This window comes from Acinetobacter sp. WC-141, from assembly GCF_000313935.1.
Taxonomy (GTDB): Bacteria; Pseudomonadota; Gammaproteobacteria; order Pseudomonadales; family Moraxellaceae; genus Acinetobacter.
Genome location: NZ_AMSS01000071.1, coordinates 15,909 through 38,699 on the forward strand (window position 1 = coordinate 15,909; position 22,791 = coordinate 38,699).

20 protein-coding genes and 3 tRNA genes are annotated in these 22,791 nt (G+C 38.7%); 14 read left to right on the forward strand and 9 right to left on the reverse strand.

Going from position 1 to position 22,791, the window contains the following annotated elements:
* Position 1: 1 nt before the first annotated feature.
* Positions 2–1,141, reverse strand: coding sequence for a glutamine-hydrolyzing carbamoyl-phosphate synthase small subunit (carA, locus tag ACINWC141_RS14025; protein ID WP_009392182.1), 1,140 nt, complete (start codon positions 1,139–1,141; stop codon positions 2–4).
* A gap of 123 nt (positions 1,142–1,264) precedes the next feature.
* Here carA and ACINWC141_RS19755 point away from each other — a divergent pair, with 123 nt between their 5' ends.
* Together ACINWC141_RS19755 and ACINWC141_RS14030 are read left to right on the forward strand one after the other, a co-directional pair.
* Entirely contained in the window at positions 1,265–1,423 is a 159-nt protein-coding gene (locus ACINWC141_RS19755; RefSeq protein WP_009392169.1) for a hypothetical protein, read from the forward strand.
* 29 nt (positions 1,424–1,452) lie between these two features.
* Positions 1,453–2,040, forward strand: a complete 588-nt coding sequence (locus tag ACINWC141_RS14030) for a hypothetical protein (protein ID WP_009392177.1) — start codon at positions 1,453–1,455, stop codon at positions 2,038–2,040.
* Positions 2,041–2,099: 59 nt separating this feature from the next.
* On the opposite strand, the gene ACINWC141_RS14035 is transcribed toward ACINWC141_RS14030, so the two are convergent.
* The gene (locus ACINWC141_RS14035; protein ID WP_009392192.1) at positions 2,100–2,636 is read right to left on the reverse strand and encodes a DOMON-like domain-containing protein; all 537 of its coding nucleotides are present in this window, start codon (positions 2,634–2,636) and stop codon (positions 2,100–2,102) included.
* 16 nt (positions 2,637–2,652) lie between these two features.
* Positions 2,653–2,976, reverse strand: coding sequence for a ribosome assembly RNA-binding protein YhbY (yhbY, locus tag ACINWC141_RS14040; RefSeq protein WP_009392179.1), 324 nt, complete (start codon positions 2,974–2,976; stop codon positions 2,653–2,655).
* A gap of 199 nt (positions 2,977–3,175) precedes the next feature.
* Here yhbY and rlmE point away from each other — a divergent pair, with 199 nt between their 5' ends.
* The 4 genes from rlmE to ACINWC141_RS14060 all read left to right on the forward strand — a co-directional run bounded on the left by rlmE (position 3,176) and on the right by ACINWC141_RS14060 (position 7,290).
* Positions 3,176–3,826 (forward strand): 23S rRNA (uridine(2552)-2'-O)-methyltransferase RlmE, encoded by a 651-nt coding sequence (gene rlmE / locus ACINWC141_RS14045; protein ID WP_004790464.1) that lies wholly within the window; start codon positions 3,176–3,178, stop codon positions 3,824–3,826.
* Between the two features lie 133 nt (positions 3,827–3,959).
* Positions 3,960–5,855 (forward strand): ATP-dependent zinc metalloprotease FtsH, encoded by a 1,896-nt coding sequence (gene ftsH / locus ACINWC141_RS14050; protein ID WP_034591375.1) that lies wholly within the window; start codon positions 3,960–3,962, stop codon positions 5,853–5,855.
* 135 nt (positions 5,856–5,990) lie between these two features.
* A complete protein-coding gene (gene folP / locus ACINWC141_RS14055) occupies positions 5,991–6,842 on the forward strand; it encodes a dihydropteroate synthase (RefSeq protein ID WP_009392172.1) in 852 nt (283 codons plus the stop codon).
* Positions 6,843–6,975: 133 nt separating this feature from the next.
* Positions 6,976–7,290 (forward strand): DUF5713 family protein, encoded by a 315-nt coding sequence (locus tag ACINWC141_RS14060; RefSeq protein WP_005038721.1) that lies wholly within the window; start codon positions 6,976–6,978, stop codon positions 7,288–7,290.
* Positions 7,291–7,436: 146 nt separating this feature from the next.
* Here ACINWC141_RS14060 and ACINWC141_RS14065 read toward each other — a convergent pair.
* Positions 7,437–7,522, reverse strand: a tRNA-Leu gene (locus ACINWC141_RS14065).
* A gap of 195 nt (positions 7,523–7,717) precedes the next feature.
* Here ACINWC141_RS14065 and ACINWC141_RS14070 point away from each other — a divergent pair.
* On the forward strand, positions 7,718–9,481 hold the full coding sequence (locus tag ACINWC141_RS14070; RefSeq protein ID WP_009392195.1) for an alkaline phosphatase D family protein: 1,764 nt from the start codon (positions 7,718–7,720) through the stop codon (positions 9,479–9,481).
* A gap of 104 nt (positions 9,482–9,585) precedes the next feature.
* Here ACINWC141_RS14070 and ACINWC141_RS14075 read toward each other — a convergent pair.
* Both ACINWC141_RS14075 and ACINWC141_RS14080 read right to left on the reverse strand, forming a co-directional pair.
* A tRNA-Leu gene (locus ACINWC141_RS14075) sits at positions 9,586–9,671 on the reverse strand.
* An 11-nt stretch (positions 9,672–9,682) separates the two neighbouring features.
* Positions 9,683–9,756: transfer RNA gene (locus ACINWC141_RS14080), tRNA-Cys, on the reverse strand.
* Positions 9,757–9,908: 152 nt separating this feature from the next.
* On the opposite strand from ACINWC141_RS14080, the gene folD reads away from it, so the two are divergent.
* Entirely contained in the window at positions 9,909–10,757 is an 849-nt protein-coding gene (gene folD / locus ACINWC141_RS14085) for a bifunctional methylenetetrahydrofolate dehydrogenase/methenyltetrahydrofolate cyclohydrolase FolD (protein ID WP_009392206.1), read from the forward strand.
* A gap of 233 nt (positions 10,758–10,990) precedes the next feature.
* Entirely contained in the window at positions 10,991–11,659 is a 669-nt protein-coding gene (locus ACINWC141_RS14090) for a class I SAM-dependent methyltransferase (RefSeq protein ID WP_009392190.1), read from the forward strand.
* A 21-nt stretch (positions 11,660–11,680) separates the two neighbouring features.
* Here the strand turns inward: ACINWC141_RS14090 and ACINWC141_RS14095 are convergent, their stop codons facing one another.
* Both ACINWC141_RS14095 and ACINWC141_RS14100 read right to left on the reverse strand, forming a co-directional pair.
* Complete coding sequence (locus tag ACINWC141_RS14095; protein ID WP_003650088.1) at positions 11,681–12,103, reverse strand: hypothetical protein; 423 nt, start codon at positions 12,101–12,103, stop codon at positions 11,681–11,683.
* A 117-nt stretch (positions 12,104–12,220) separates the two neighbouring features.
* On the reverse strand, positions 12,221–13,552 hold the full coding sequence (locus ACINWC141_RS14100; protein ID WP_081400165.1) for an MFS transporter: 1,332 nt from the start codon (positions 13,550–13,552) through the stop codon (positions 12,221–12,223).
* A gap of 371 nt (positions 13,553–13,923) precedes the next feature.
* On the opposite strand from ACINWC141_RS14100, the gene glpK reads away from it, so the two are divergent.
* Positions 13,924–15,432 carry a glycerol kinase GlpK gene (gene glpK, locus ACINWC141_RS14105; protein WP_009392181.1) on the forward strand — a complete coding sequence of 503 codons (1,509 nt, stop codon included), beginning with the start codon at positions 13,924–13,926 and terminating at the stop codon, positions 15,430–15,432.
* Positions 15,433–15,581: 149 nt separating this feature from the next.
* Positions 15,582–17,099 carry a glycerol-3-phosphate dehydrogenase gene (gene glpD, locus ACINWC141_RS14110; RefSeq protein WP_009392201.1) on the forward strand — a complete coding sequence of 506 codons (1,518 nt, stop codon included), beginning with the start codon at positions 15,582–15,584 and terminating at the stop codon, positions 17,097–17,099.
* Between the two features lie 41 nt (positions 17,100–17,140).
* Here glpD and ACINWC141_RS14115 read toward each other — a convergent pair whose 3' ends face one another.
* Positions 17,141–18,973, reverse strand: a complete 1,833-nt coding sequence (locus tag ACINWC141_RS14115; RefSeq protein WP_009392199.1) for a phosphoenolpyruvate carboxykinase (GTP) — start codon at positions 18,971–18,973, stop codon at positions 17,141–17,143.
* A 388-nt stretch (positions 18,974–19,361) separates the two neighbouring features.
* Here ACINWC141_RS14115 and ACINWC141_RS14120 point away from each other — a divergent pair, with 388 nt between their 5' ends.
* From ACINWC141_RS14120 to ACINWC141_RS14130, 3 genes are all read left to right on the forward strand, one after another.
* Positions 19,362–20,300: a diacylglycerol/lipid kinase family protein gene (locus ACINWC141_RS14120; RefSeq protein ID WP_009392165.1), complete on the forward strand. Its 939-nt coding sequence runs from the start codon at positions 19,362–19,364 to the stop codon at positions 20,298–20,300.
* Positions 20,281–21,039: a metallophosphoesterase family protein gene (locus tag ACINWC141_RS14125; RefSeq protein WP_009392208.1), complete on the forward strand. Its 759-nt coding sequence runs from the start codon at positions 20,281–20,283 to the stop codon at positions 21,037–21,039. Before ACINWC141_RS14120 ends, ACINWC141_RS14125 begins: the two co-directional genes overlap by 20 nt.
* A gap of 322 nt (positions 21,040–21,361) precedes the next feature.
* Positions 21,362–22,791: Ig-like domain-containing protein (locus ACINWC141_RS14130; protein WP_009392183.1), on the forward strand; the 1,430-nt coding region annotated here is incomplete at its 3' end.

Genomic DNA, 22,791 nt, shown 5'->3' on the forward strand with positions numbered 1-22,791 from the left:
ATTACTGTTTAGATGCTTCGATAAGTTCGATGAAATGATCGAACAAAGGTGCACAATCATGTGGACCAGGACTTGCTTCAGGGTGACCTTGGAAGCTGAAAGCTGGTTTGTCTGTACGGTGGATACCTTGTAGGGTACCGTCGAACAATGATTTATGCGTTGCTTTTAAGTTAGCCGGTAAAGTTTCTGCATCTACAGCAAAACCATGGTTTTGTGAAGTAATCATCACTGTACCATCTTCAAGATTTTGTACAGGATGGTTAGCACCGTGGTGACCATGGTTCATTTTTACAGTTTTTGCACCAGAAGCGAGTGCCAAGATTTGGTGACCTAAGCAGATACCAAATACAGGTAATGTTGTGGTTTCAACAATAGTTTTTACAGCTTCGATCGCGTAATCACAAGCAGCTGGGTCGCCAGGACCATTTGAGAGGAATACGCCATCCGGATTAAGTGCCAATACTTTTTCAGCCGGAGTTTCTGCAGGAACAACGGTTAGTTTGCAACCGCGGTCTGCAAGCATACGCAAGATGTTGGTTTTGACACCGTAATCGTATGCAACTACATGATATTTTAATTCAGGTTGAGAGAAGCCTTTGCCTAAGGTCCATGAACCTTCAGACCATTCAAAACCAGTTGGATCACAACATTCTTTTGCAAGGTCTAAACCGTTTAAGCCACCAAAAGCACGTGCTTTTGCAATTGCTTCTTCTTCTGTAATATTTTCGCCAGCAAGGATACATCCGTTTTGGGCGCCAGTCTGACGTAAAATACGAGTCAGTTTACGAGTATCGATATCTGCGATAGCAACAACATTATGTGCTTGTAAATATTCACTCAATGACTGCTCAGCACGGAAATTACTGTGTAGTAGTGGAAGGTCACGAATAATTAAACCATTCGCCCATACTTTATGGATGCGACCAGATTCAACGTCTTCCGCGTTACAACCAGTGTTACCAATATGAGGGTAAGTTAATGTCACAATTTGTTGTGCATAACTTGGGTCAGTCAAAATTTCTTGATAGCCAGTCATGGCTGTGTTAAAAACGACTTCTCCAGTCGTATTTCCCGATGCGCCGATTGACGTTCCTTTAAAGATCGTTCCATCTGCGAGGGCTAAAATGGCGGGGATGCTCAAACCAAAGCTCCTGAATTTCGGCTGTAAAAAAGCGAGTAGACCCAAAAAAGATCGGCAATGTTTGGATAAAACATGCCCTCCCTATCGGTCTGCCCGCTTGTAACTTAACAGCGCATTATACGCATGGAACCCTCTAAAGTCTATTTCTTTTCTGCTAAAAAATATAATTCATTGCTTGCTTTTTACAAAAAAATTATCCGCTCATCTGATTCAGATACTTTTGCTAAATTGTCTAACAATTTGCAAGGAGAATTCTTGGAACTGGATTTATTGTATTGCTAGTTAAAAAATAAACAATATGAGGAAATAGTATGAGCACTAATGAAGTTTCAAAAGACGTGAGTGAAAAAACTCAAGCAGCGGTTGAATCAGTAAAAGCAGAGGTTAGTGAAGTAAAAGAAACCATAGCTGCTACTACGACTAAGGCTAAAAAAACAGTAACTGCAAAAACTGCACAGGTAAAAGAAACTGTTGCCGAAAAAGCTGAACAAGTTAAAGAAGCTGCTACAGAAGCAAAAGCTCAGGTAAAAGAGGCAATTACTGAAACTCAAGAGCAAGTTAAAGAAGTTTTAAGTGAGACTCACGAGAAAATTGAAGCTGAAACTCACGAATTAAATAAAAATATTCAAAATCAACTTGTTCAAATTAAACAAGATATTTTACAACGTCTTGATGTGATTAAAGCTCAGTTCAGTACTTCACAAGAAGGATTATCTGACCTTAAAAATGCTTTAAAAGCAGAAATTAATGCACTTATTGAAGATTTAACGAAAGTGAGCAAAGAGCTTAAGGGTGATATTAGCCAGATTTCTTTGAAACACAAAGATTCTTTAAGTGAAAGTATTAAACGTACTAAAAATAATGCAGTCGAAGCTTGGAATAAAGCACGAGACAATTAATGGTCTCTGCTTTAATGCAGCTATAAAAAAGCGAGAATTAATTTCTCGCTTTTTTATTTTTAGAACTGATGTAACCAGTCACGTTTATTATGGAAATCTGCACTTTTTCCACTATGCTGCATTGCATAGTACTGCATACCTTCTTTAGTCTTTAAAACTGTAGTTAAACCTAAATAAAGGTTTGACCATTTCAAGCGATGCTGTTGCATAAATTGTCCAAAATCAAGACTAACATTTAAGCCATAGTGAGTACGCTTGAGATGATTCAGTTCAATATCGTAAGCAGCAAGGGGAGGTATGCTTTCTGGATAGCGATATTCTTCAAACTGATATGACTGCCATGCTTGAGAAGGGGAAAGATTAATTTCCCGATAATAATCTTCATCATGCACGCCAACAAAAATTTCGAAGCAAGTTTCTTCCCACAAAAAATCTTGACGAGGATGAGCCGCGACTTCTTGAGGCCAGATAATAAGTTGATTTGGATCACGAATCCAAAAACCGATATTTAAGGTATAGGGTGCTTGCTGTTCAATTGCGCCAACAACGGAAACAGCTTGAAAACGATCAAAAGCTGAAAGTTCGTAACTTGCCATAGTTTGTCAAATTAAATTAGTTTGCTAGATGAGCGTGACGGACAAGATTAGACAAATGCTGGTTTTGTTTAGCAGCCTTTTTGTAAAGCAAAACAATTTTACCAATTTTTTGCACAGCTTCTGCACCTGTTGCTTCTACAATTGCATCAATTGTTGCAGTACGCGCTTCACGATCTTCACCAGCAATCTTAACTTTAATAAGTTCATGGTCATTTAAGGCACGAAGCGTTTCTTCGATTACCGCGTCTGTTAAGCCTTGTCCACCAATCATGACAACCGGATTAAGCACATGACCAATTTGACGTAAACGTTTACGTTCATGGATAGATAAAGCGGCCATTAAAAATACCTGATTTTAAAAACGGCTTAGTATAGCAAAAAACTTAAATCCAGATGTACGAAAAACTGTATAAATAATCGATCAACATTATTGGAAAAAAACTGTAAAACTTAGTGAGATTACGCTACATCCGTACTGTAATGAGAGTAATTTTCACGTACAATGAACGATCAGAAGTTTTTTTGATATTTAGTGAGTTATGGCAACACGCATTACAAACCAGAAATTGTCGAAAAGTAGTCGTGCGTGGATGAGAGAACATCTGGACGACCCTTTTGTTAAAAAAGCACAAAAGGAAGGGTATCGTGCTCGAGCGGCCTATAAACTTCTTGAAATTCAAGAAAAATATAAGCTGATCAAGCCAGGCATGACTGTAGTAGATTTAGGCGCGGCTCCTGGTAGTTGGTCTCAAATCGCTGGAAAACTTGTTGGTAGCAAAGGTTTAGTTATTGCTTCCGATATTTTGCCCATGGATGCTTTGCCTGATGTCACTTTCTTACAAGGCGACTTTAGAGAAGAAGATGTATTTGAAAAATTGTTAAATATTTTAAATGGGCGACAAGTAGACATTGTAATTTCTGATATGGCCCCCAATACATCAGGTAATAGGGCTGTTGATCAACCTAGACAGATTTACTTATGTGAACTGGCTTTAGATTTTGCTCAAAAGGTTCTTGGTCCTAATGGACAACTTGTGGTTAAAGTGTTCCAAGGTGCAGGATTCGATGAGTTTCGTAAACAAGTAGTTGATAGTTTTGATGTGTTAAAGACAGTAAAACCGGCAGCTTCTCGGGCACGCTCTAAAGAAGTTTTTTTGGTTGGACAAGGGCGTAAGAAAGCATTGCAATAAAGTTTACTTGCCAAGCTCCTAAAAATTGTGCATTTTGTACTTTTAGGTTATCCGCAAGCAATACAGTTGCTGCTTTTATGACGATCGGCCAAGATTGGGCATGATCAAATTAGATCGATATGGGAATAAAGCTTTGAGCGATTACTTCAAGAATGCCGTATTGTGGCTAATAATACTTGGTGTTCTGATTTTAATTTTCAGTAATATCAGTGACCGCAACAAGCCTACTGCGATGAAATATTCAGATTTCGTTGCAGCGGTGAATAGTGGCCAAATTAAGCAAGTCACAATTGACGGTTTAAATATTAATGGTGAAAAAACTAACGGATCACAGTTTGAAACTGTTCGTCCGCAAGTTGAAGACACTGAGCTTATGCCAAGCTTAAATAAGCAAAATGTTGTTGTAGAGGGAACAGCTCCTCAACGTCAAGGCATTTTGATGCAACTTCTCATTGCTAGTTTCCCTGTACTGTTAATCATTTTGTTATTCATGTTCTTTATGCGTAACATGGGTGGTGGTGCAGGCGGAAAGAATGGACCGATGAGTTTTGGTAAATCGAAGGCAAAAATGCTTTCTGAAGACCAGATCAAAGTCAATTTTTCTGACGTCGCCGGCTGTGATGAAGCAAAACAAGAAGTTGTTGAAATTGTGGATTTCTTAAAAGACCCTGCAAAATTCAAACGTTTGGGCGCTACTATTCCTCGTGGCGTACTTATGGTGGGTCCTCCGGGTACTGGTAAAACGTTATTAGCTAAAGCAATTGCTGGTGAAGCGAAAGTTCCTTTCTTCAGCATTTCAGGTTCTGACTTTGTAGAAATGTTCGTGGGTGTGGGTGCGTCTCGTGTCCGCGATATGTTTGAGCAAGCGAAACGTCATGCCCCATGTATCATTTTTATTGATGAGATTGATGCTGTTGGTCGTCACCGTGGTTCAGGTACAGGTGGTGGACATGATGAGCGTGAACAAACCTTAAACCAGATGCTTGTGGAAATGGATGGTTTTGAAGGTAATGAAGGCGTAATCGTTATTGCTGCAACTAACCGTGTTGATGTGCTTGATAAAGCATTATTACGTCCAGGTCGTTTTGACCGTCAAGTAATGGTTGGTTTGCCGGATATTCGTGGTCGTGAGCAAATTCTGAATGTGCATTTGAAAAAATTACCTTCAGTTACAGGTGTGGACATGAAAGTGTTAGCACGTGGTACGCCAGGTTTCTCTGGTGCGCAGTTGGCAAACCTTGTTAATGAAGCTGCATTATTTGCTGCACGCCGTAATAAGAACACTGTCGACATGCATGACTTTGAAGATGCAAAAGACAAAATCTACATGGGGCCAGAGCGTAAATCGATGGTTCTACGTGAAGAAGAGCGTCGTGCAACTGCTTATCATGAAGCTGGTCATGCAATTGTTGCAGAGATTTTGCCTGGTACAGATCCTGTTCATAAAGTAACGATCATGCCACGTGGTTGGGCTTTGGGTGTAACTTGGCAGTTACCTGAACAAGACCAGATTAGCCATTATAAAGACAAGATGCTAAACGAAATTGCGATTTTGTTTGGTGGTCGTATTGCTGAAGAAGTATTTATTCAACAGCAATCTACTGGTGCTTCAAATGACTTTGAGCGAGCTACTAAAATGGCGCGAGCAATGGTGACTAAGTACGGTATGTCTGACAAAATGGGTGTAATGGTTTACGAAGATGAAAACCAGAATGGTTTCTTTGGAAATGTAGGTAGTCGTACGATTTCTGAAGCAACTCAACAGTTGGTTGACGAAGAAGTACGCCGTATTCTTGATGAGCAATACAAAGTTGCCCGCAATATCTTGGAAGGTAATAAAGATATCGCACATGCAATGGTAAAAGCCTTGATGGAATGGGAAACCATTGATCGTGATCAAATCCGTGACATTATGGAAGGTCGTGAACCACAACCACCTAAGGTATATGTTGCTGAAAATCCAGTGGCTGCATTTGAACCACCAAAAGATGGTCCATCTACACCACCACCATTACCAGCAATGAACTAAATTTGTTAAGTAAAAGAGCCACAGTCATGTGGCTCTTTTTTTGTGCATGTATTTCAGACAAAGCCGAAAAGAAATCAGCAGTATATCGAGCAGAGTCTTGTTAAAATGTTGCCGAATATTAAATTGGAGCTTGTCATGCAGTTAATGCCTTTACCTCAGCAAATTCTACAATGTGGGCAGCTTCAGTTAGATTTATCACAGCCTCATGTTATGGGCATTTTAAATGTCACACCCGATTCTTTTAGTGATGGTGGAAAGCATAATCAAGTGGACCAAGCTGTTGCTCATGCGCTAATCATGATAGAGCAGGGTGCTACCATTATTGATATTGGTGGGGAATCTACCCGTCCAGGGGCATCTGAAGTAAGTGTAGAAGAGGAAATTCGAAGAGTTGTACCTGTAGTTAAAGCTTTAGCTAAACATGATGTGATTCTATCGATTGATACAAGTCAGCCAGATGTTATTCGGGCAGCGAAAGAAGCGGGTGCCCATATTTGGAATGATGTACGCGCGCTTACTCGACCAAATGCTTTAAAAACTGCTGTTGAGTTAGATATCCCTGTGGTGATCATGCATATGCGTGGTGAGCCCACCACAATGAATCAGCTAGACCAATATATGGATGTAACACTGGATGTAATAGAAGAGCTTCAGCAGCGCGTAGATGAGGCTTTAACTGCGGGTGTAAAAAAACAGAATATTATTATCGACCCTGGATTTGGTTTTGCAAAAAATGCGCAGCAAAATTTAAGACTGTTAAATGAATTTTGGAAGCTTGGTGAAATGGGGTATCCAATTTTATCTGGCCTTTCTCGTAAACGTTTTATTGGTGAAGCTTTAAAGGGTGTGGCTGCAGATCAGCGTGCCGTAGGAAGTGTTACGGGTCATTTGCTCAGTATTCAGCAAGGAGCATCCATTGTTCGTGCACATGATGTAAAAGCAATGACTGATGCAATTCTCGTTTGGAAAGCGATGAAACAGGCTTGAAAAAGCAGGCTTTTCTAATCCATTCATGATTAATTAATTTCATAAAATGGATGATTGAGTCAGGGAAAACTGTCGTTATTATTTTGAAAATATGTTATAAGCGGCAAGTTTCTGCTGCTGTGTAAACTTTTGTATGTTTGAAGACTTACTTCTCCCAATGTTTGATGATGAATATTATCCAGATATTTTAGTCGCTGAACTTAAGCAGTTAATTGAACAATTTGCAAAAAAAGTTCAAAAGTCTGCTTTAGCTGATCAGGATATCTATCGATATGCTCATCAAACTGTTATTGAAATTAATGAAATGAAACCACAGTTCGAAGATCTGGATTCTTCACTAGATGATAGTGCAGCTGATTATATTGCTGAAGCAATGATGATGGTGGCGCAGGGTGCAGGATATTTAGATCTTGAGATGGAAGAACTGGTTATGAATCGAGAGTGGTGATTACTCTCGATTCATAATATTTTCGAATACATCTAATAAATGGCAAGAAGTCTTTAATATTCTTATCATAAAATTTATTTATAATTAGGCATAAAAAAACCAGCTTACGCTGGATTCTTTGTAACACCAAATTCACTATTTGAAAATGGTGCCCGGGGCCGGACTCGAACCGGCACGCTTTGTGGGCGGGGGATTTTAAATCCCCTGTGTCTACCTATTTCACCACCCGGGCATGTGCGCAATAATAGATGACAAGAAGGAAGTTGGCAAGAGAAAATCGAATAGTTTGCTTTATTTTCAATCAGTTCGTACATCTATTTAAGAATAAGATCTACTTGAGTCATAATTTCTTCATCAAATTGATATCAGTTGTTCATCTTGTATATCTAAGTTTAAAGCACTCATTGCTTAAAACTTAGGTAGTTGTATGTCAGAAAAAATTTCACGCCGAGAATTAATTCAAAAAAGTCTATTCGGTTTTGGGGCACTCTCTTTGCCTGTAGCTTTTACGGGTTGTAATGATGGCTCAGATGATGAAAGTGCAGAGGTACAAGCAGATTTTTTACATGGAGTTGCGAGCGGTGACCCTTTGCAAGATAAAGTGATTTTATGGACGCGATTAACACCAGTAGATCTTAGTGCACGCCTTAAAGTGACTTGGGAAATTGCCACTGATAATCAGTTTAAACAGAATTTAAAGACGGGGATGGTTGAAACGAGCAAGACTGATGATTTTACCGTGAAAGTAGATGCAACAGGGCTACAAGCGAATACCGTTTATTATTATCGTTTCCGTTTTGGTAATAAAATTTCATCTGTCGGTCAAACTAAAACATTACCAATAACCACCAATAAAGTTAGTTTTGCAGTATGTTCTTGTTCTAATTATCCTGCTGGTTACTTTTATGTTTACCGTGAGATGGCAAAGCAGAATGTCGATGTCATTATTCATTTGGGTGATTATATTTATGAATATGGGGCAGATGGCTATGCGACTGAAGATGCTGCGAAACTCGGTCGAACCTTGCCGGCAGATAATAATAAAGAAATTATTAAACTAGATGATTATCGCAAACGTTATGCATTATATCGCCAAGATAAAGACTTGCAGGCAGCTCACCAGCGTCATCCATTCATAGTAATTTGGGATGATCATGAGTTAGCGAATGATACTTGGCGCGAGGGAGCAGAAAATCATCAAGATAATGAAGGGTCTTTTTCTGATCGTAAATTAGCTGCTCTACAAGCATATTTCGAATGGATGCCAATTCGTCCCGTTTCTAGTACAGATCATCTAAATATTTACCGACAATTTAATTTCGGCTCTTTGGTTGAGCTGACGATGTTGGATACACGTATTATTGCGCGAGATAAACAGCTTGAATATGCTGATTATATGACAGCTGCTGGTTTGGATGCTCAGAAGTTTCAGGCTGACTTAACGAATCCAAAGCGGACTTTAATGGGCTATACACAAAGGGATTGGTTGGTTGGTAAATTAAAGCAATCTACGGCAACATGGAATGTGATCGGACAGCAAGTTCTAATGAGTAAGATGTGGATTCCTGCCGAGTTATTGTTGTCTTTAGGGCAAATTACTTCGGGTGGAGCTTCTGCTGAAACTTTGGCTAAAATGAATGCTCAAATTACGGAATTAGTCACATTAAAATTGCGTTTAGAACAAGGTGATCCAACTTTAACTGTGCAAGAAAAGGCACGCGTCACAACATTAATGCCATATAATCTGGATGCTTGGGATGGTTATTATGCTGAGCGTGAAACCGTATATGAAAACTTAGCGAGTTTAAATAAGAAAGTTATTGTTCTGGCTGGCGATACTCATAATGCATGGGCATCTTATTTGTATAGCCAAAAAGGCCAATATGTTGGTGTTGAGTTGGCGACAAGTTCTGTATCTTCACCAGGCCTCGAAAAGTATTTAAGTATTCCAATGGCTCAACTACAACAGTTTGAATTTGCCTTTACTACGCTTATTGATGAGTTAGCGTATTGTAATTTAAATCAGCGCGGTTATTTGGTGGTTACACTCGATGATAAACAGGTGCAGTCGGACTGGATTTTTGTAGATTCAATTAAAAATGAAGAATATAAAGTAGATTCAAGTCGACAATATCAATTAGTGTTGGATGTGAACCTGACACCTGAAAAAGATAAACAAAAAACTGCTTAAATACATAGGATGGGGAAGGGTGCTAATAAGCATCCTTTTTTTATAGGTATAAAAAAACCAGCTTACGCTGGATTTTTTATTGCACCATTTTCTATACTAGGAAATGGTGCCCGGGGCCGGACTCGAACCGGCACGCTTTGTGGGCGGGGGATTTTAAATCCCCTGTGTCTACCTATTTCACCACCCGGGCTTTACCAAATTTGGAGGCGGAGGTCGGAATCGAACCGGCGTCCACGGAGTTGCAGTCCGCTGCATGACCACTCTGCCACCCCGCCTACATTTGGTGATGCACATATTAGCAACCTTTAGAAAAAAAACAATACTGTTTTGAGATAAGATGAACATAAAAGCAACATCTAGAATAAATTTGTCCAAATAATCATGTATTATTGGCACATTAAATTCATGTCTACCTTGGAGATGTGCTGTGGCATTGGTTTTAGACGGTCGTGCATTAGCAAAGCAAATTGAAGAAAATTTGTCAGTACGTGTTGAAGCTTTAAAAGCTAAAACAGGTCGTACCCCAATTTTGGCGACTATTTTAGTTGGGGATGATGGCGCATCTGCAACTTATGTACGCATGAAAGGAAATGCTTGCCGTCGAGTAGGTATGGACTCTTTAAAAATTGAATTATCACAAAAAACTACAACAGAACAATTATTAGCAGAAATCGAAAAGCTTAATGCCAATCCAGATGTTCACGGTATTCTTTTACAACATCCAGTACCTGCACAAATTGATGAGCGTGCATGTTTTGATGCGATTTCGTTAGCTAAAGATGTTGATGGTGTAACTTGCCTTGGTTTTGGTCGTATGGCTATGGGTGAAGCTGCATATGGTTCAGCAACTCCAGCGGGTATTATGACGATTTTAAAAGAAAACAACATTGAAATTGCGGGCAAACATGCAGTTGTAGTTGGTCGTTCAGCAATTTTAGGCAAACCAATGGCAATGATGCTTTTGCAAGCGAATGCAACAGTAACGATTTGCCATTCACGTACTCAAAATTTAGCTGAGCTTGTTAAACAGGCTGACATTATTGTGGGTGCAGTTGGTAAAGCTGAACTCATCCAAAAAGATTGGATTAAACAAGGCGCAGTGGTTGTCGATGCTGGTTTCCATCCTCGTGATGGCGGTGGTGTTGGTGATATCCAGTTACAAGGTATCGAAGAAATTGCTTCTGCTTACACACCAGTACCAGGTGGTGTAGGTCCAATGACAATTACTACTTTGATTCGTCAAACTGTAGAAGCTGCTGAAAAAGCTTTAGGTTAATTTAACTTATTCACGACGGCGTCCTACCGTTTAGCGTAAATGTTAGGAGCACGTATGTTACTTTTCTTTCGGGAAAAGTAACCAAAACCATTTGTCATCCGCAAAACTCGTCAGCTACTGGTTAGCTATAGATGGGTCGCAGAAACATTTTAGTCTAATGTAGTCCTGCCTCGAACAATTGCGGATGACGTTAACGCGTATCAAATAGTAATTATAAATTGTTGAGCTTATTTATGAGCTGCACCTTTCAATTTGCCAAAGCCCCTGAACATTTACTTCAAGCCTTGCATGAAGTCATTCCTCATTGTGAGTTGATGGTACAACAGTTACCAGAAACGCCTGTTTCCTTGTGGTTGATTCCGCCCGTTTTCCCAACTGATCGCTTAGATGATGAAATTATTCGCCGTATTTGGAATGACACACCCTATTGGATTTTTTGCTGGGCTTCCGGTTTAGCAATGGCAAAGTGGTTACTCGCAGAGCCACATCATGTCAAAGATAAAGTTGTTCTCGATTTTGGTGCAGGTTCGGGTGTAGTCGCAATTGCTGCAAAAATGGCAGGAGCAAAACGAGTAATTTGCTGTGATATTGACCAAGTTAGTCTTGCTGCCTGCCGTGAAAATGCTTTGTTGAACGACGTTGAATTGGAATATTTAGACGATTTATATAAAGCAGGGCAAGTTGATGTTTTATTGGCAGCTGATGTGTTATATGACCAGTGTAACCGTTTCTTTTTAGATGAATTCTTGAAGTTTGCACCAGAAGTTTGGGTCGCAGATAGCCGTGTTAAAAACTTTAGTCATCCAAAATATCAAAAAATTGATGAAAGAAGTGCATCGACATGGCCAGATCTTGATGAAGCTAAAGAGTTTAGAAATGTAAGTTTTTATAAGACGCTGTAAAAGAACAGCGTCTTAATTATATTAAGAACACGTATAACGAACTACTTTTAGTGTACTTGGGCGTGCTTCAAGCGCTTGGCGTGTCGCATAATCTTCACCATTGTTTAAGCTCGGTGTATTCGATAAACCAAATGACGCACGAGTTTCACCCAATTGAACACCATAATGTTCTTGTTGGGCTGGGTTTGAAATTTCATTAATGCTTAGAACTGATAATTTATAAACTTTTTGAGCACCCAATACATTTTGACAAGCACGTTGCAATTTACGTTCATCTAACTGCTGATTCGTGCGGCTAGCCAATGTATAAGCTAAAGTTGCCGAAGTTTTTGTTTGGTTTTCAATTTGATAGCCAGTTGAGCCATTATATTGTCGAGGGGTGGTCTGACAAGCCGTTAAAATAAACATACTGCTTAACGCCAAACATAAAATACTTCTATTCATCAGTATCATCCTTATATTCTTATCTCTAGTATCTCATAAAAGACAACGGTTGTTGGGGCTTAATCGCACGATTTGAGCTAATATCGGCTGGCGATATTAGCGCTTATTGATAAATTATTAATGTTCTTTAATTTTTGAATGATGCTTGGTATCTTTCATAAAAATATAAATAATAAGTGAAATGAAGATCATAATACTTACATAAATAAAGTACCAAGATTCATGTCCAGCTTCTTTAAAACTTAAAGCAAAGAACTCTGCTGTACCGCCAAATAATGTATTGGCAATCGCGTAGGGTAATGCGACCCCTAAAGCACGAATATGCGCAGGAAAGAGCTCTGCTTTAACCACGGCGTTAATTGATGTATACCCTGTTACCATGACTAGACCAGCCAAACACAACCAAAAAGCAGTCCAATAGTTATGTGTGGTTGCAAGGGTATTAAATAAAATATAAGTAAATAAAACCCCAGTTACACCAAAGGCAATCATAAGTGGTTTACGTCCGATTCGGTCTGACAAAGCACCAGCTACAGGTTGTAAACACATGAAAATAAACAGCGCTAACGTGGTAATTTGAGTGGCTTCGGGTTTTGTAAATCCGGAAGTATTCACTAAATATTTTTGTAGGTAAGTGGTATAGGTATAAAAAGCTAAAGTTCCACCCGCTGTTAAAAATAATACTGTAAAAGCTTCTTTCGGATAGTGCTTAAATAAAGCAAACATACCTGATTCTGGTTGGTCTTTTTCAGCTTGGGCATTTTTAAAAGATTGTGTTTCTAATAAGCCACGACGAATACGGAACACAACAATGGCAAGTAAAGCGCCAATAAAGAATGGAATACGCCATCCCCAATCATGCAACTGTTGTTCGGTTAATACCATTTGTAATATTAAAAGAACACATAGCGCTGTCAGTTGTCCTGCAATTAAGGTGACATATTGGAAGCTTGAGAAAAAACCACGCCGATTTTTTTCGGCCATCTCACTTAAATAAGTGGCACTGGCACCATATTCACCGCCTACGCTTAAGCCTTGAATTAAACGGGCAACGACTAATAAAAGAGGGGCAAATACACCAATACTTTCATAACTTGGTGTCACAGCAATAAGAAGTGAACCTACACACATTAAAGTGACGGAAAGTGTAAGACCAGCTTTACGTCCTTTGCGGTCTGAATAAATTCCCATAATCCATGCACCGATCGGGCGCATTAAAAAACCTACAGCAAAAATAGCGGCAGCTTGTAGCAACTGTGCAGTTTGGCTACCTTTTGGGAAAAAAGCATGAGCAAAATAGAGGGTAAATGCGGCATATACATACCAGTCGTACCATTCGACGAGGTTACCAGCGGAACCACCCAAAATTGATTTTAGGCGAGTTTTTGTATCTAAATTAGAATGTGGAGTTGTTGCTGTAGAAGGTTGATCAACCATGGGTCGCTCCATGTTTCGCTTGGGTTGAATACTAAAAAAGAGAGAATTTATTCCGTTTTTACATATTATCCAGAGGAGTATTCCACTTTATTTTTTTTATGTCTGTAAAACAATGTTTATTATTTAAGCAAAGGAATAAGTTGAAAATTTATGTGATTTCAAATTAGACAATTGGCATATTCTTGTCGCTAATTTTGTCTTAGTGCCTATTATTTTCCCATAAAGATAAAAAATTGATAAAGAATGACCAATGTTCAGTTTAAGAAGCAATATATGCGTTAAAAACAGTGATATATTCCAAAGAAAATTTTGAATAATACAGTTAGACATGATGTTTCGTCTTCATGAGCTAGATGTGTGTAAATAATGAAAGGGATATTCAGATGTCAAATTGCCCGAAAAAATATATTGTTGCTTTTGATCAGGGCACAACAAGCTCAAGAGCAATTGTTTTAGATCATGATGCTAACGTTGTAAGTATTGCTCAAAGAGAATTTACCCAGATTTATCCGCAGCCAGGTTGGGTTGAACACGATCCTATGGAAATTTGGGCGACACAAAGTGCTGTGTGGGTAGAGGCATTGGCTCAAGCGAGTATCAAAAGTGAACAAGTTGCGGCAATTGGGATTACAAACCAGCGAGAAACCACCATTGTATGGGATAAGAAAACAGGAAAACCTATTTACAATGCGATTGTTTGGCAGAGCCGTCAAACTACAGAGATATGTAATCAATTACAAAAGGCAGGATGGCAAGAATACATTCGTAAAACAACAGGTTTAGTCATTGATCCGTATTTTTCTGCCACCAAAATAAAATGGATTCTAGACCATGTGGAAGGAAGCCGTGAACGTGCCGAGCGAGGGGAGTTATTATTTGGTACGGTCGATACATGGTTAATCTGGAAGTTAACCAATGGCGCAGCCCATGTCACTGATTTTACCAATGCTTCACGAACCATGCTTTTTGATATTGAAAAGCTTGAATGGGATGAGAAAATTTTACAAGCCTTAGATATTCCAAAAGCAATGCTACCAGAGGTACGTAGTTCATCTGAAGTTTATGGTTATACACATACGATTAGTGGGCAAGAGGTTGGCATTCCAATCGCTGGTATAGCGGGGGATCAACAAGCTGCGCTTTTCGGACAAATGTGTGTAGAACCGGGGCAAGCAAAAAATACGTATGGTACAGGTTGCTTTCTTTTAATGAATACGGGGAAAAAAGCTGTTAGATCTGAACATGGATTACTGACCACGATTGCTTGCGGTGCAAATGGTGAAGTGAACTATGCTTTAGAAGGTGCCGTTTTTAATGGTGGCTCGTGTGTTCAATGGCTTCGTGATGAGCTAAAAGTTATTAGTAATGCACAGGATTCTGAATATTATGCGACACGGGTAAAAGATAGTAATGGGGTATATGTTGTACCTGCTTTTACGGGATTGGGCGCGCCATATTGGGATCCTACAGCGCGTGGGGCGATTTTTGGACTTACGCGAGGAGCAAGTATAGAACATATTATCCGTGCAACTTTAGAGTCAATTGCTTACCAGACACGAGACGTGCTTGATGCGATGCAGCAAGATGCAGAAGAAGAGCTTCGTACACTTAGAGTCGATGGCGGAGTAACAGCTAATAATTTCCTAATGCAATTTCAGGCTGATATTTTAGCCACTCCAGTTGAAAGACCAACCATGAAAGAAACAACAGCCTTAGGAGCTGCTTTTCTTGCAGGACTGGCAACAGGTTTTTGGCAAGATTTGAATGAATTAAGGAATAAGTCTGCAATAGAAAAAGTTTTCGAACCACGTACTAGCCTTGAAGAAACTGAAGTCATGTATAAGGGATGGTTGAAGGCAGTTCAGCGTAGTCAAAATTGGGCTGAGGGTTAATTTTTTCTTAAATTAATTAAATTGCAGAGTAATCAATGTAGAGTTAATCCAATAGGTATTTAAAATTGATTATTCTGCTTTTTTGATTGTTGTTTTATCAATTTGGTGTTTTAATTTTTATAAGATCAACAATAAAAAGAAAATGAGAAATGACAGTACAAACTAATGATTATTCAAAAATATATGATATTGCCGTGATTGGTGGTGGTATTAATGGCGTGGGTATTGCTAATGATGCAGCAGGCCGCGGATTATCGGTATTTTTATGTGAAAAAGATGATTTAGCTAGTCATACCTCATCTGCGAGCAGTAAATTAATTCACGGCGGTTTACGTTATTTAGAACATAAAGAATTCCGATTGGTTAGAGAAGCTTTAGCAGAGCGTGAAGTCTTGTTGGCTAAAGCTCCACATATTATTAAACCAATGCGTTTTATCATGCCTCATCGACCACATTTGCGTCCTGCGTGGTTAATTCGGGCAGGCCTCTTTTTTTATGATCATTTAGGAAAACGAGAAAAATTATTAGGGTCAAATCTTATTTACTTCAAAGAAGATAGTCCTTTAAAACCCGCTATAACCCGTGGTTTTGAATATTCTGACTGTACTGTAGATGATGCACGTCTTGTTGTATTAAATGCGGTGCAAGCCAAAGAGAAGGGTGCCAAAATTGTAACACGGACAAGATGTGTTAAGGCTTATAGACAACAAGAACTGTGGCATTTGGAACTACAAAGCGGGGCTGAGTCCTATCAAATACGTGCAAAAGCCTTAGTGAATGCAGCAGGCCCTTGGGTTGAAGAAATTATTAGTGAAAACCTACAATTAAAATCGCCATATCAAATTCGGCTCATACAAGGAAGTCATATTGTTGTGCCGAAACTGTATGATTGCCACAAAGCTTTTATTATGCAAAACGAAGACCGACGTATCGTGTTTGCAATCCCGTATTTAGAAAAATATACACTGATTGGTACGACTGATCAGGAGTATTTGGATGATCCACAAAAGGTAGAGATTACAGAAGTAGAAATTGATTACCTTTTAACGGTGACAAATTCGCATTTTAAAAAGCAGCTCACGCGTGCAGATATCGTCAGTCAGTTTTCTGGAGTCCGAGCTTTATGTGATGATGAGTCAGATAATCCTTCGGCAGTTACACGTGACTATACTGTGGCATTGCAAGTGGAAGATAAAACAACTCCCTTACTGTCCGTATTTGGTGGAAAAATTACAACTTATCGGAAATTAGCTGAATCTGCTCTGGAGCAACTTGGCCCGTTTTTTACAGATATGGGAGAGGAGTGGACTGCAAATGAAGTATTACCTGGGGCGGAGAATTGGACCACACTTGAAGATTTAGTTATAAAGATTCAAAACCAAGTTGAAGGTGTAACCGAGCAGCTTGCTACGCGCTGGGCAAATGCTTATGGTTCTAGAGTGTGGAATATTTTGCATGAGCGAAAAGCTCTTGAGCAGCTAGGCCAAGATTTTGGTCACGGTTTATTTGAATCTGAGGTTCAATATTTATGTGAAAATGAATGGGCAAATACGGCAGAAGATATATTGTGGCGTAGAACTAAGTTAGGTTTGGCATTTGATGAAAAACAAGTGAAAAGTTTGGAAAGCTATTTGGCTGGACGTCGACAAAAAGATGATGCCGCATAATAAAAAAGGCCGCACATAGCGACCTTTTTTATATTTAGCAATTAGAAGCCAGTTTTTACAGCTTCAAGTAAAGCTGCTTGACGTTCTTTTAATGCTTTTGGTAAGCGCTCACCAAGTTTATTGAATAACTCAGTGTGGCTTTCAATTTCAGTAACCCACTGATCTTTATCTTGAGCTGTGATAAGGTCAAATTCTTCTTTAGAGAATTCAGTACCTTCCCAGTTCAAGTCATCGTAAGTTGGAACAAGGCCAATTGGTGTTTCAACAGCGTTTGCACGACCTTCACAACGGTCAATGATCCACTCAAGTACACGCATGTTTTGACCGAAACCAGGCCATACGAAGTTGCCTTCAGCATCACGACGGAACCAGTTTACATTGAAGATTTTTGGTAATTTATTACCAGCAGCTTCAGCTTTTGTACTTACTTCTTGACCAAGGCTTAACCAGTGATCGAAATAGTCAGCCATGTTGTAACCAGCAAACGGAAGCATCGCGAATGGGTCACGACGAACGATACCTTGTTGACCAACAGCAGCAGCAGTAGTTTCAGAACCCATAGTTGCAGCTTTATAAACGCCATCAACCCAATCGAAAGCTTCAGAAACTAAAGGAACCGTATCTGCACGGCGACCACCGAAGATAAATGCAGAAATCGGAACACCTGCTGGATTTTCCCAGTCAGCATCGATAGAAGGGCATTGACCAGCAGCAACAGTGAAGCGCGCATTTGGATGAGCAGCTTTTTCACCATTTACGTGAGGTTGACCTTTCCAGTTAATTAAGTTAGTTGGAACTTCTTTAGAAAGACCTTCCCACCATACTTGACCGTCATTAGTTACCGCAACGTTTGTATAGATAACATCTTTGTGAAGAGTCGCCATACAGTTAGGGTTAGTCTTGGTATTTGTACCAGGAGCAACACCAAAGAAACCAGCTTCTGGATTGATTGCGTATAGACGACCATCTTCACCTGGTTTGATCCAAGCAATATCGTCACCTACAGTCTCAATTTTCCAGCCTTCGTAGCCTGCTGGTGGAATTAACATTGCGAAGTTTGTTTTACCACATGCAGATGGGAATGCTGCAGCGATATAGTGCTTTTCACCTTGTGGGTTAGTCACACCAAGAATAAGCATATGTTCAGCTAACCAACCTTGTTCGCGACCCATAACAGAAGCGATACGAAGTGCTAAACATTTTTTACCAAGTAATGCGTTACCGCCATAACCAGAACCGTAAGACCAGATTTCACGAGTTTCTGGGTAATGAACGATGTATTTTTCAGGGTTACAAGGCCATGCAACGTCTTTTTGCCCTTCAGCAAGAGGAGCACCTACGGTATGAATACAAGGAATAAATTCGCCGTCTGTACCTAACACGTCATAAACTGCTTTACCCATACGTGCCATTTTGCGCATGCTAACAGCAACGTAAGGAGAGTCAGTTAACTCGATACCGATATGAGCAATATGGCTTCCAAGCGGACCCATAGAGAAAGGCACAACGTACATTGTACGACCTTCCATTGATCCCTCGAACAAACCATTTAACTTTTCACGCATAACAGCTGGTTCTTCCCAGTTGTTTGTCGCACCAGCATCTTCTTTCTTTTGAGAGCAAATGTAAGTACGGTCTTCAACACGCGCAACATCAGATGGGTCAGAATTTGCAAGATAAGAACCAGGATGTTTTTCTTGGTTTAATTTCTGCATGGTGCCGTTAGCGATCATCAAGTCGATTAGACGTTGATACTCTTCTTCGCTTCCGTCACACCATTCGATTTTTGCTGGTTTGGTTAAGTTTGCAATTTCTTCAACCCATGCGATAAGCTTAGGATGACGAACGAATTCTGGTGCGTTCACTGTGGTCATGGTGAGGCCTATTCAAAATATGTACAACGTACAAGTCATTCATTGAGGTACAATGAAAGATCAAATAAAAAAGTGGCTGTATTAAAGCATAAAATCATAAAAAAAATAAGACTAAAGAATAAGAAATAGTTATTTTGATTTTTAATTTTTTTTGATTTAAATCATTTACTTATTGTTTTTTTGTGTATTTTGTTCTTTACATTTTTATGTTGTATGTGTGTTATTCATATTATTTATTTTTTTAAAAATCAATAACTTGATGTTTAAATTTTTCTTGAGAATTATTATTGATTAAACAAATGATCATCATTCGAAATTTACATAAAGAGACTTTTATTAGGCGATTTTCTATACAAAATACAAATGAATCCTCTTTAAGATAATAAAAATGCGGACTTTAAAACCTCTCTCTATCATCTATAACCAGAAATCGGGTTTTCATGCTTCAAAACATGAAGATATGTATGAACAATTAATGACTGTACTCACCGAATTTGGGTTTGAAATACAAGTTTTTGAATTAGCGGAAGATGTTTCATTTGATGATTTAATGAATCAAGTGATTCATCGGCATAGTCAAAACGCAAATTTAGGCGTTGTTGTGGCAGCGGGTGGGGATGGAACGTTAAATGCAATAGCCTCCAAACTTCGACATACAAATATCCCTATGGGAATTTTACCTTTAGGGACTTTTAACTATGTCGCTAAAGTTTTAGATATTCCTTTAGACTTGTTAGAAGCTGCTGAAGTCATCGCTACAGGCACACCGCGTTCTGTACATATTGCGACGATTAACGATCATATTTATTTAAATAATGCGAGCCTAGGCCTTTATCCATTATTTATAAAAAAACGTGAGCTTTACAATAAGTATTTAGGGCGTTTGCCTTTACATGCCTATACCTCTGCTTTGGATGTTTTATTAAGAGAAAATAAATCCATGAAACTTTCCGTCACGGTCGATGGGAAGAAATATCCAGTTAAAACACCTCTCATTTTCTTTGGTAATAATCAATTGCAACTATGTGATATGAAATTAAGAATCGCCGATTGTGCTGCACAGGGAAGAGTTGCTGGTGTTGTAATTACAAAAAGTGATAGGCTTAGTTTATTAAACATGTTGTGGCAATGGATTCAGGGCAAAGTTGAAGAGACACAAGATGTTTATAGTTTTTGTGCTGACCATGTCATCGTTGAGTGTGCAAAAAAATCAAAGCTTATAGTGGCTCTAGATGGTGAAATATTAGAGATGAAAACACCATTAAATTTCACTGTAGAAAAGAATGCTTTAAATATTATGGTGCCCAATGTTATTACATCTGTCTGATTTGCATTTTGGAACAGAAATCGAGGCCTGTTTAGATGCGATTCGGCTTTTTTGTACCCAACATACGCCTGAAGTTATTGTTGTGAGTGGAGATATCACTCAGCGTGCCCGTTATCAACAGTTTTATAATTGTCGCCAGTTTTTAGATAGTCTTAATATTCCTTATCTTATTGTACCGGGTAATCACGACATTCCTTTGTATCATGTCTGGAACCGTTTTTTTTCTCCATTTACCCGCTATCAATATTTTTTTGGTCAGCTTGAGCCCACTTTAGAAACTGAGCATTTTTATATCGTGGGTGTAAATAGTATACGTCGCCGTTATCATACACGTGGGCATATTTCGATTGAGCAAATTCAAACGACATATGAGCGCTTACAGCAAGGGCCACCGAATAAAATCAAGTTAGTAGTTTTTCATCAGCCTTTTTATACGCCGCCTGATGATGAGCATGGTATTAAAGATTGCCCAGTATTAGGAAAAATGGCACTCGAAAAATGGAGTACGACAGGGCTATTTGGTTTGTTACATGGGCATTTGCATAAAACGGCTGTATATGATTTAACTCAGATTTATCAATTAAAAATAGATCATCCTATTTATGATATTCATGCAGGGACAGCGACATCTAGCCGTTTACATTATCATGTCCCGAATAGTTTTAATGTCATTTCAAATGAAGGAAAAATTGATCATTATTGGTTTAATTACGATTTAAAGATTTTTCAATTAATTTAATTATAAAAATTATATAAGACATTTAACTTAAGAGTAGATTGATAAAAATTTATCCATTACAATGCCTAAGCTTTAAATTCTATATATGGGGAATAGGAAAACATTCTAAATGTTTTATCATTTTTAAAATAATATTAACGGATACATAAAGATTTTTAACTATATAAAAAGCCGCGATTTTAAAGTAGCTATAATAAGGGTTTAGTATTTTGTAAGGTTTAATAATATTTTATAAAAATGAGTAACTATTTGACTTAATATTTTAGAAAAACTTAATAATTATTTAAAATTTCATGGTGGAAAAATGGTACAAGTATCATTAATGGCAAATAATGCTTCAAAAAATAATACAGTTGATATTAATGTAGGCCAGACAAAAAATATTGTAGTAGATCCTAAAGAAATCGCAAAAATCGATATAAGCCCAGAAAAAATTGCCTCAATAACAAGAGAGGGAAATAATGCAATTCTTCATCTAAAAGATGGAACTGAAATTGTTTTAGAAAACTATTTTATTAGCGAAAACCCGCAAATTCTTTTAAATGAAGGGCAGAGTTCTTGGACTGCCAATTTGGGTGAAGATGCTGCAGGAAAGACCACTGTTAATTATTTAGAATTAAAAGATGTTCCAAAGTTTATAGACTCTTCATCTTCTGTGCCTCTCTGGTCTGGGGTGGTCAGTGCTTTAGCGGGTGCAGGAACGATTGCTTTATTGTCACGGAAAGATCCTAAAGATACGACGCCTCCTGAATCAGGTACTTTGAAGCTTAAAAATCTTTTGGATTCAGGGGCATCCACAACGGACCAGATCACTCAAGATAAAACCTTTAATTTAAAGATTGAAGGTCAGGAAAGTGGCAGTCGAGTAACGTATTTGGTCTCTACCGATGATGGTAAGACATGGCAAGAAACAACGGTCACTCAAAAAGATTTAGTGGATGGAAGTTATCTTTACAAAGCTGTAGTAACAGACCGAGCTGGAAATGCATCTGAAACTGCTATACAAAAAGTCGTTGTGGATACCACAGCACCGCAAGCAGGTGAACTGACTTTATCTGATTTGACCGATACAGGTGTTTCGGCAACAGATCAGATTACGCAAGATAAAACTTTTGATTTAAAGGTTAGCGGACAAGAAGTGAATAGCCAAATCACGTACTGGCTATCGAAAGATGAAGGAAAAACTTGGCAAGAAACGACAGTAAATCAAAAAGATTTGGCTGATGGAGTTTACCAATATAAAGCAGTAATAACAGATGTTGCAGGGAATACGTCAGAAACCGCTATACAAAAAGTCACTGTAGATACTACAGGGCCGAAAGCAGGTGAACTGACTTTATCTGATTTGACCGATACAGGTGTTTTGGCAACTGATCAGATTACGCAAGATAAAACTTTTGATTTAAAAGTTAGTGGACAAGAAGTGAATAGTCAAATCACGTACTGGCTATCGAAAGATGAAGGAAAAACTTGGCAAGAAACAACGGTCGCTCAAAAAGATTTAGCTGATGGAGTTTACCAATATAAAGCTGTAGTGACTGATCTTGCAGGTAATACATCGGAAACCGCTATACAAAAAGTCACGGTAGATACTACAGCGCCGAAAGCAGGTGAACTGACTTTATCTGATTTAATTGATACAGGTGTTTCAGCAACGGATCAAATTACACAAGATAAAACTTTTGATTTAAAAGTTAGTGGACAAGAAGTGAATAGTCAAATCACGTACTGGCTATCGAAAGATGAAGGAAA

Bases quoted from the DNA above. Each gene is read 5' to 3' on its own strand.
- ACINWC141_RS14090 (WP_009392190.1), top strand. From the start codon at position 10,991: ATGAGCTGCACCTTTCAATTTGCCAAAGCCCCTGAACATTTACTTCAA.
- ACINWC141_RS14035 (WP_009392192.1), bottom strand. From the start codon at position 2,636: ATGGCAAGTTACGAACTTTCAGCTTTTGATCGTTTTCAAGCTGTTTCC.
- ACINWC141_RS14125 (WP_009392208.1), top strand. From the start codon at position 20,281: ATGTTATTACATCTGTCTGATTTGCATTTTGGAACAGAAATCGAGGCC.
- glpK (WP_009392181.1), top strand. From the start codon at position 13,924: ATGTCAAATTGCCCGAAAAAATATATTGTTGCTTTTGATCAGGGCACA.
- glpD (WP_009392201.1), top strand. From the start codon at position 15,582: ATGACAGTACAAACTAATGATTATTCAAAAATATATGATATTGCCGTG.
- ACINWC141_RS19755 (WP_009392169.1), top strand. From the start codon at position 1,265: ATGGAACCCTCTAAAGTCTATTTCTTTTCTGCTAAAAAATATAATTCA.
- ACINWC141_RS14070 (WP_009392195.1), top strand. From the start codon at position 7,718: ATGTCAGAAAAAATTTCACGCCGAGAATTAATTCAAAAAAGTCTATTC.
- ACINWC141_RS14115 (WP_009392199.1), bottom strand. From the start codon at position 18,973: ATGACCACAGTGAACGCACCAGAATTCGTTCGTCATCCTAAGCTTATC.
- ACINWC141_RS14120 (WP_009392165.1), top strand. From the start codon at position 19,362: ATGCGGACTTTAAAACCTCTCTCTATCATCTATAACCAGAAATCGGGT.
- yhbY (WP_009392179.1), bottom strand. From the start codon at position 2,976: ATGGCCGCTTTATCTATCCATGAACGTAAACGTTTACGTCAAATTGGT.
- ACINWC141_RS14060 (WP_005038721.1), top strand. From the start codon at position 6,976: ATGTTTGAAGACTTACTTCTCCCAATGTTTGATGATGAATATTATCCA.
- ACINWC141_RS14095 (WP_003650088.1), bottom strand. From the start codon at position 12,103: ATGAATAGAAGTATTTTATGTTTGGCGTTAAGCAGTATGTTTATTTTA.
- ACINWC141_RS14030 (WP_009392177.1), top strand. From the start codon at position 1,453: ATGAGCACTAATGAAGTTTCAAAAGACGTGAGTGAAAAAACTCAAGCA.
- folP (WP_009392172.1), top strand. From the start codon at position 5,991: ATGCAGTTAATGCCTTTACCTCAGCAAATTCTACAATGTGGGCAGCTT.
- ACINWC141_RS14100 (WP_081400165.1), bottom strand. From the start codon at position 13,552: ATGGAGCGACCCATGGTTGATCAACCTTCTACAGCAACAACTCCACAT.
- rlmE (WP_004790464.1), top strand. From the start codon at position 3,176: ATGGCAACACGCATTACAAACCAGAAATTGTCGAAAAGTAGTCGTGCG.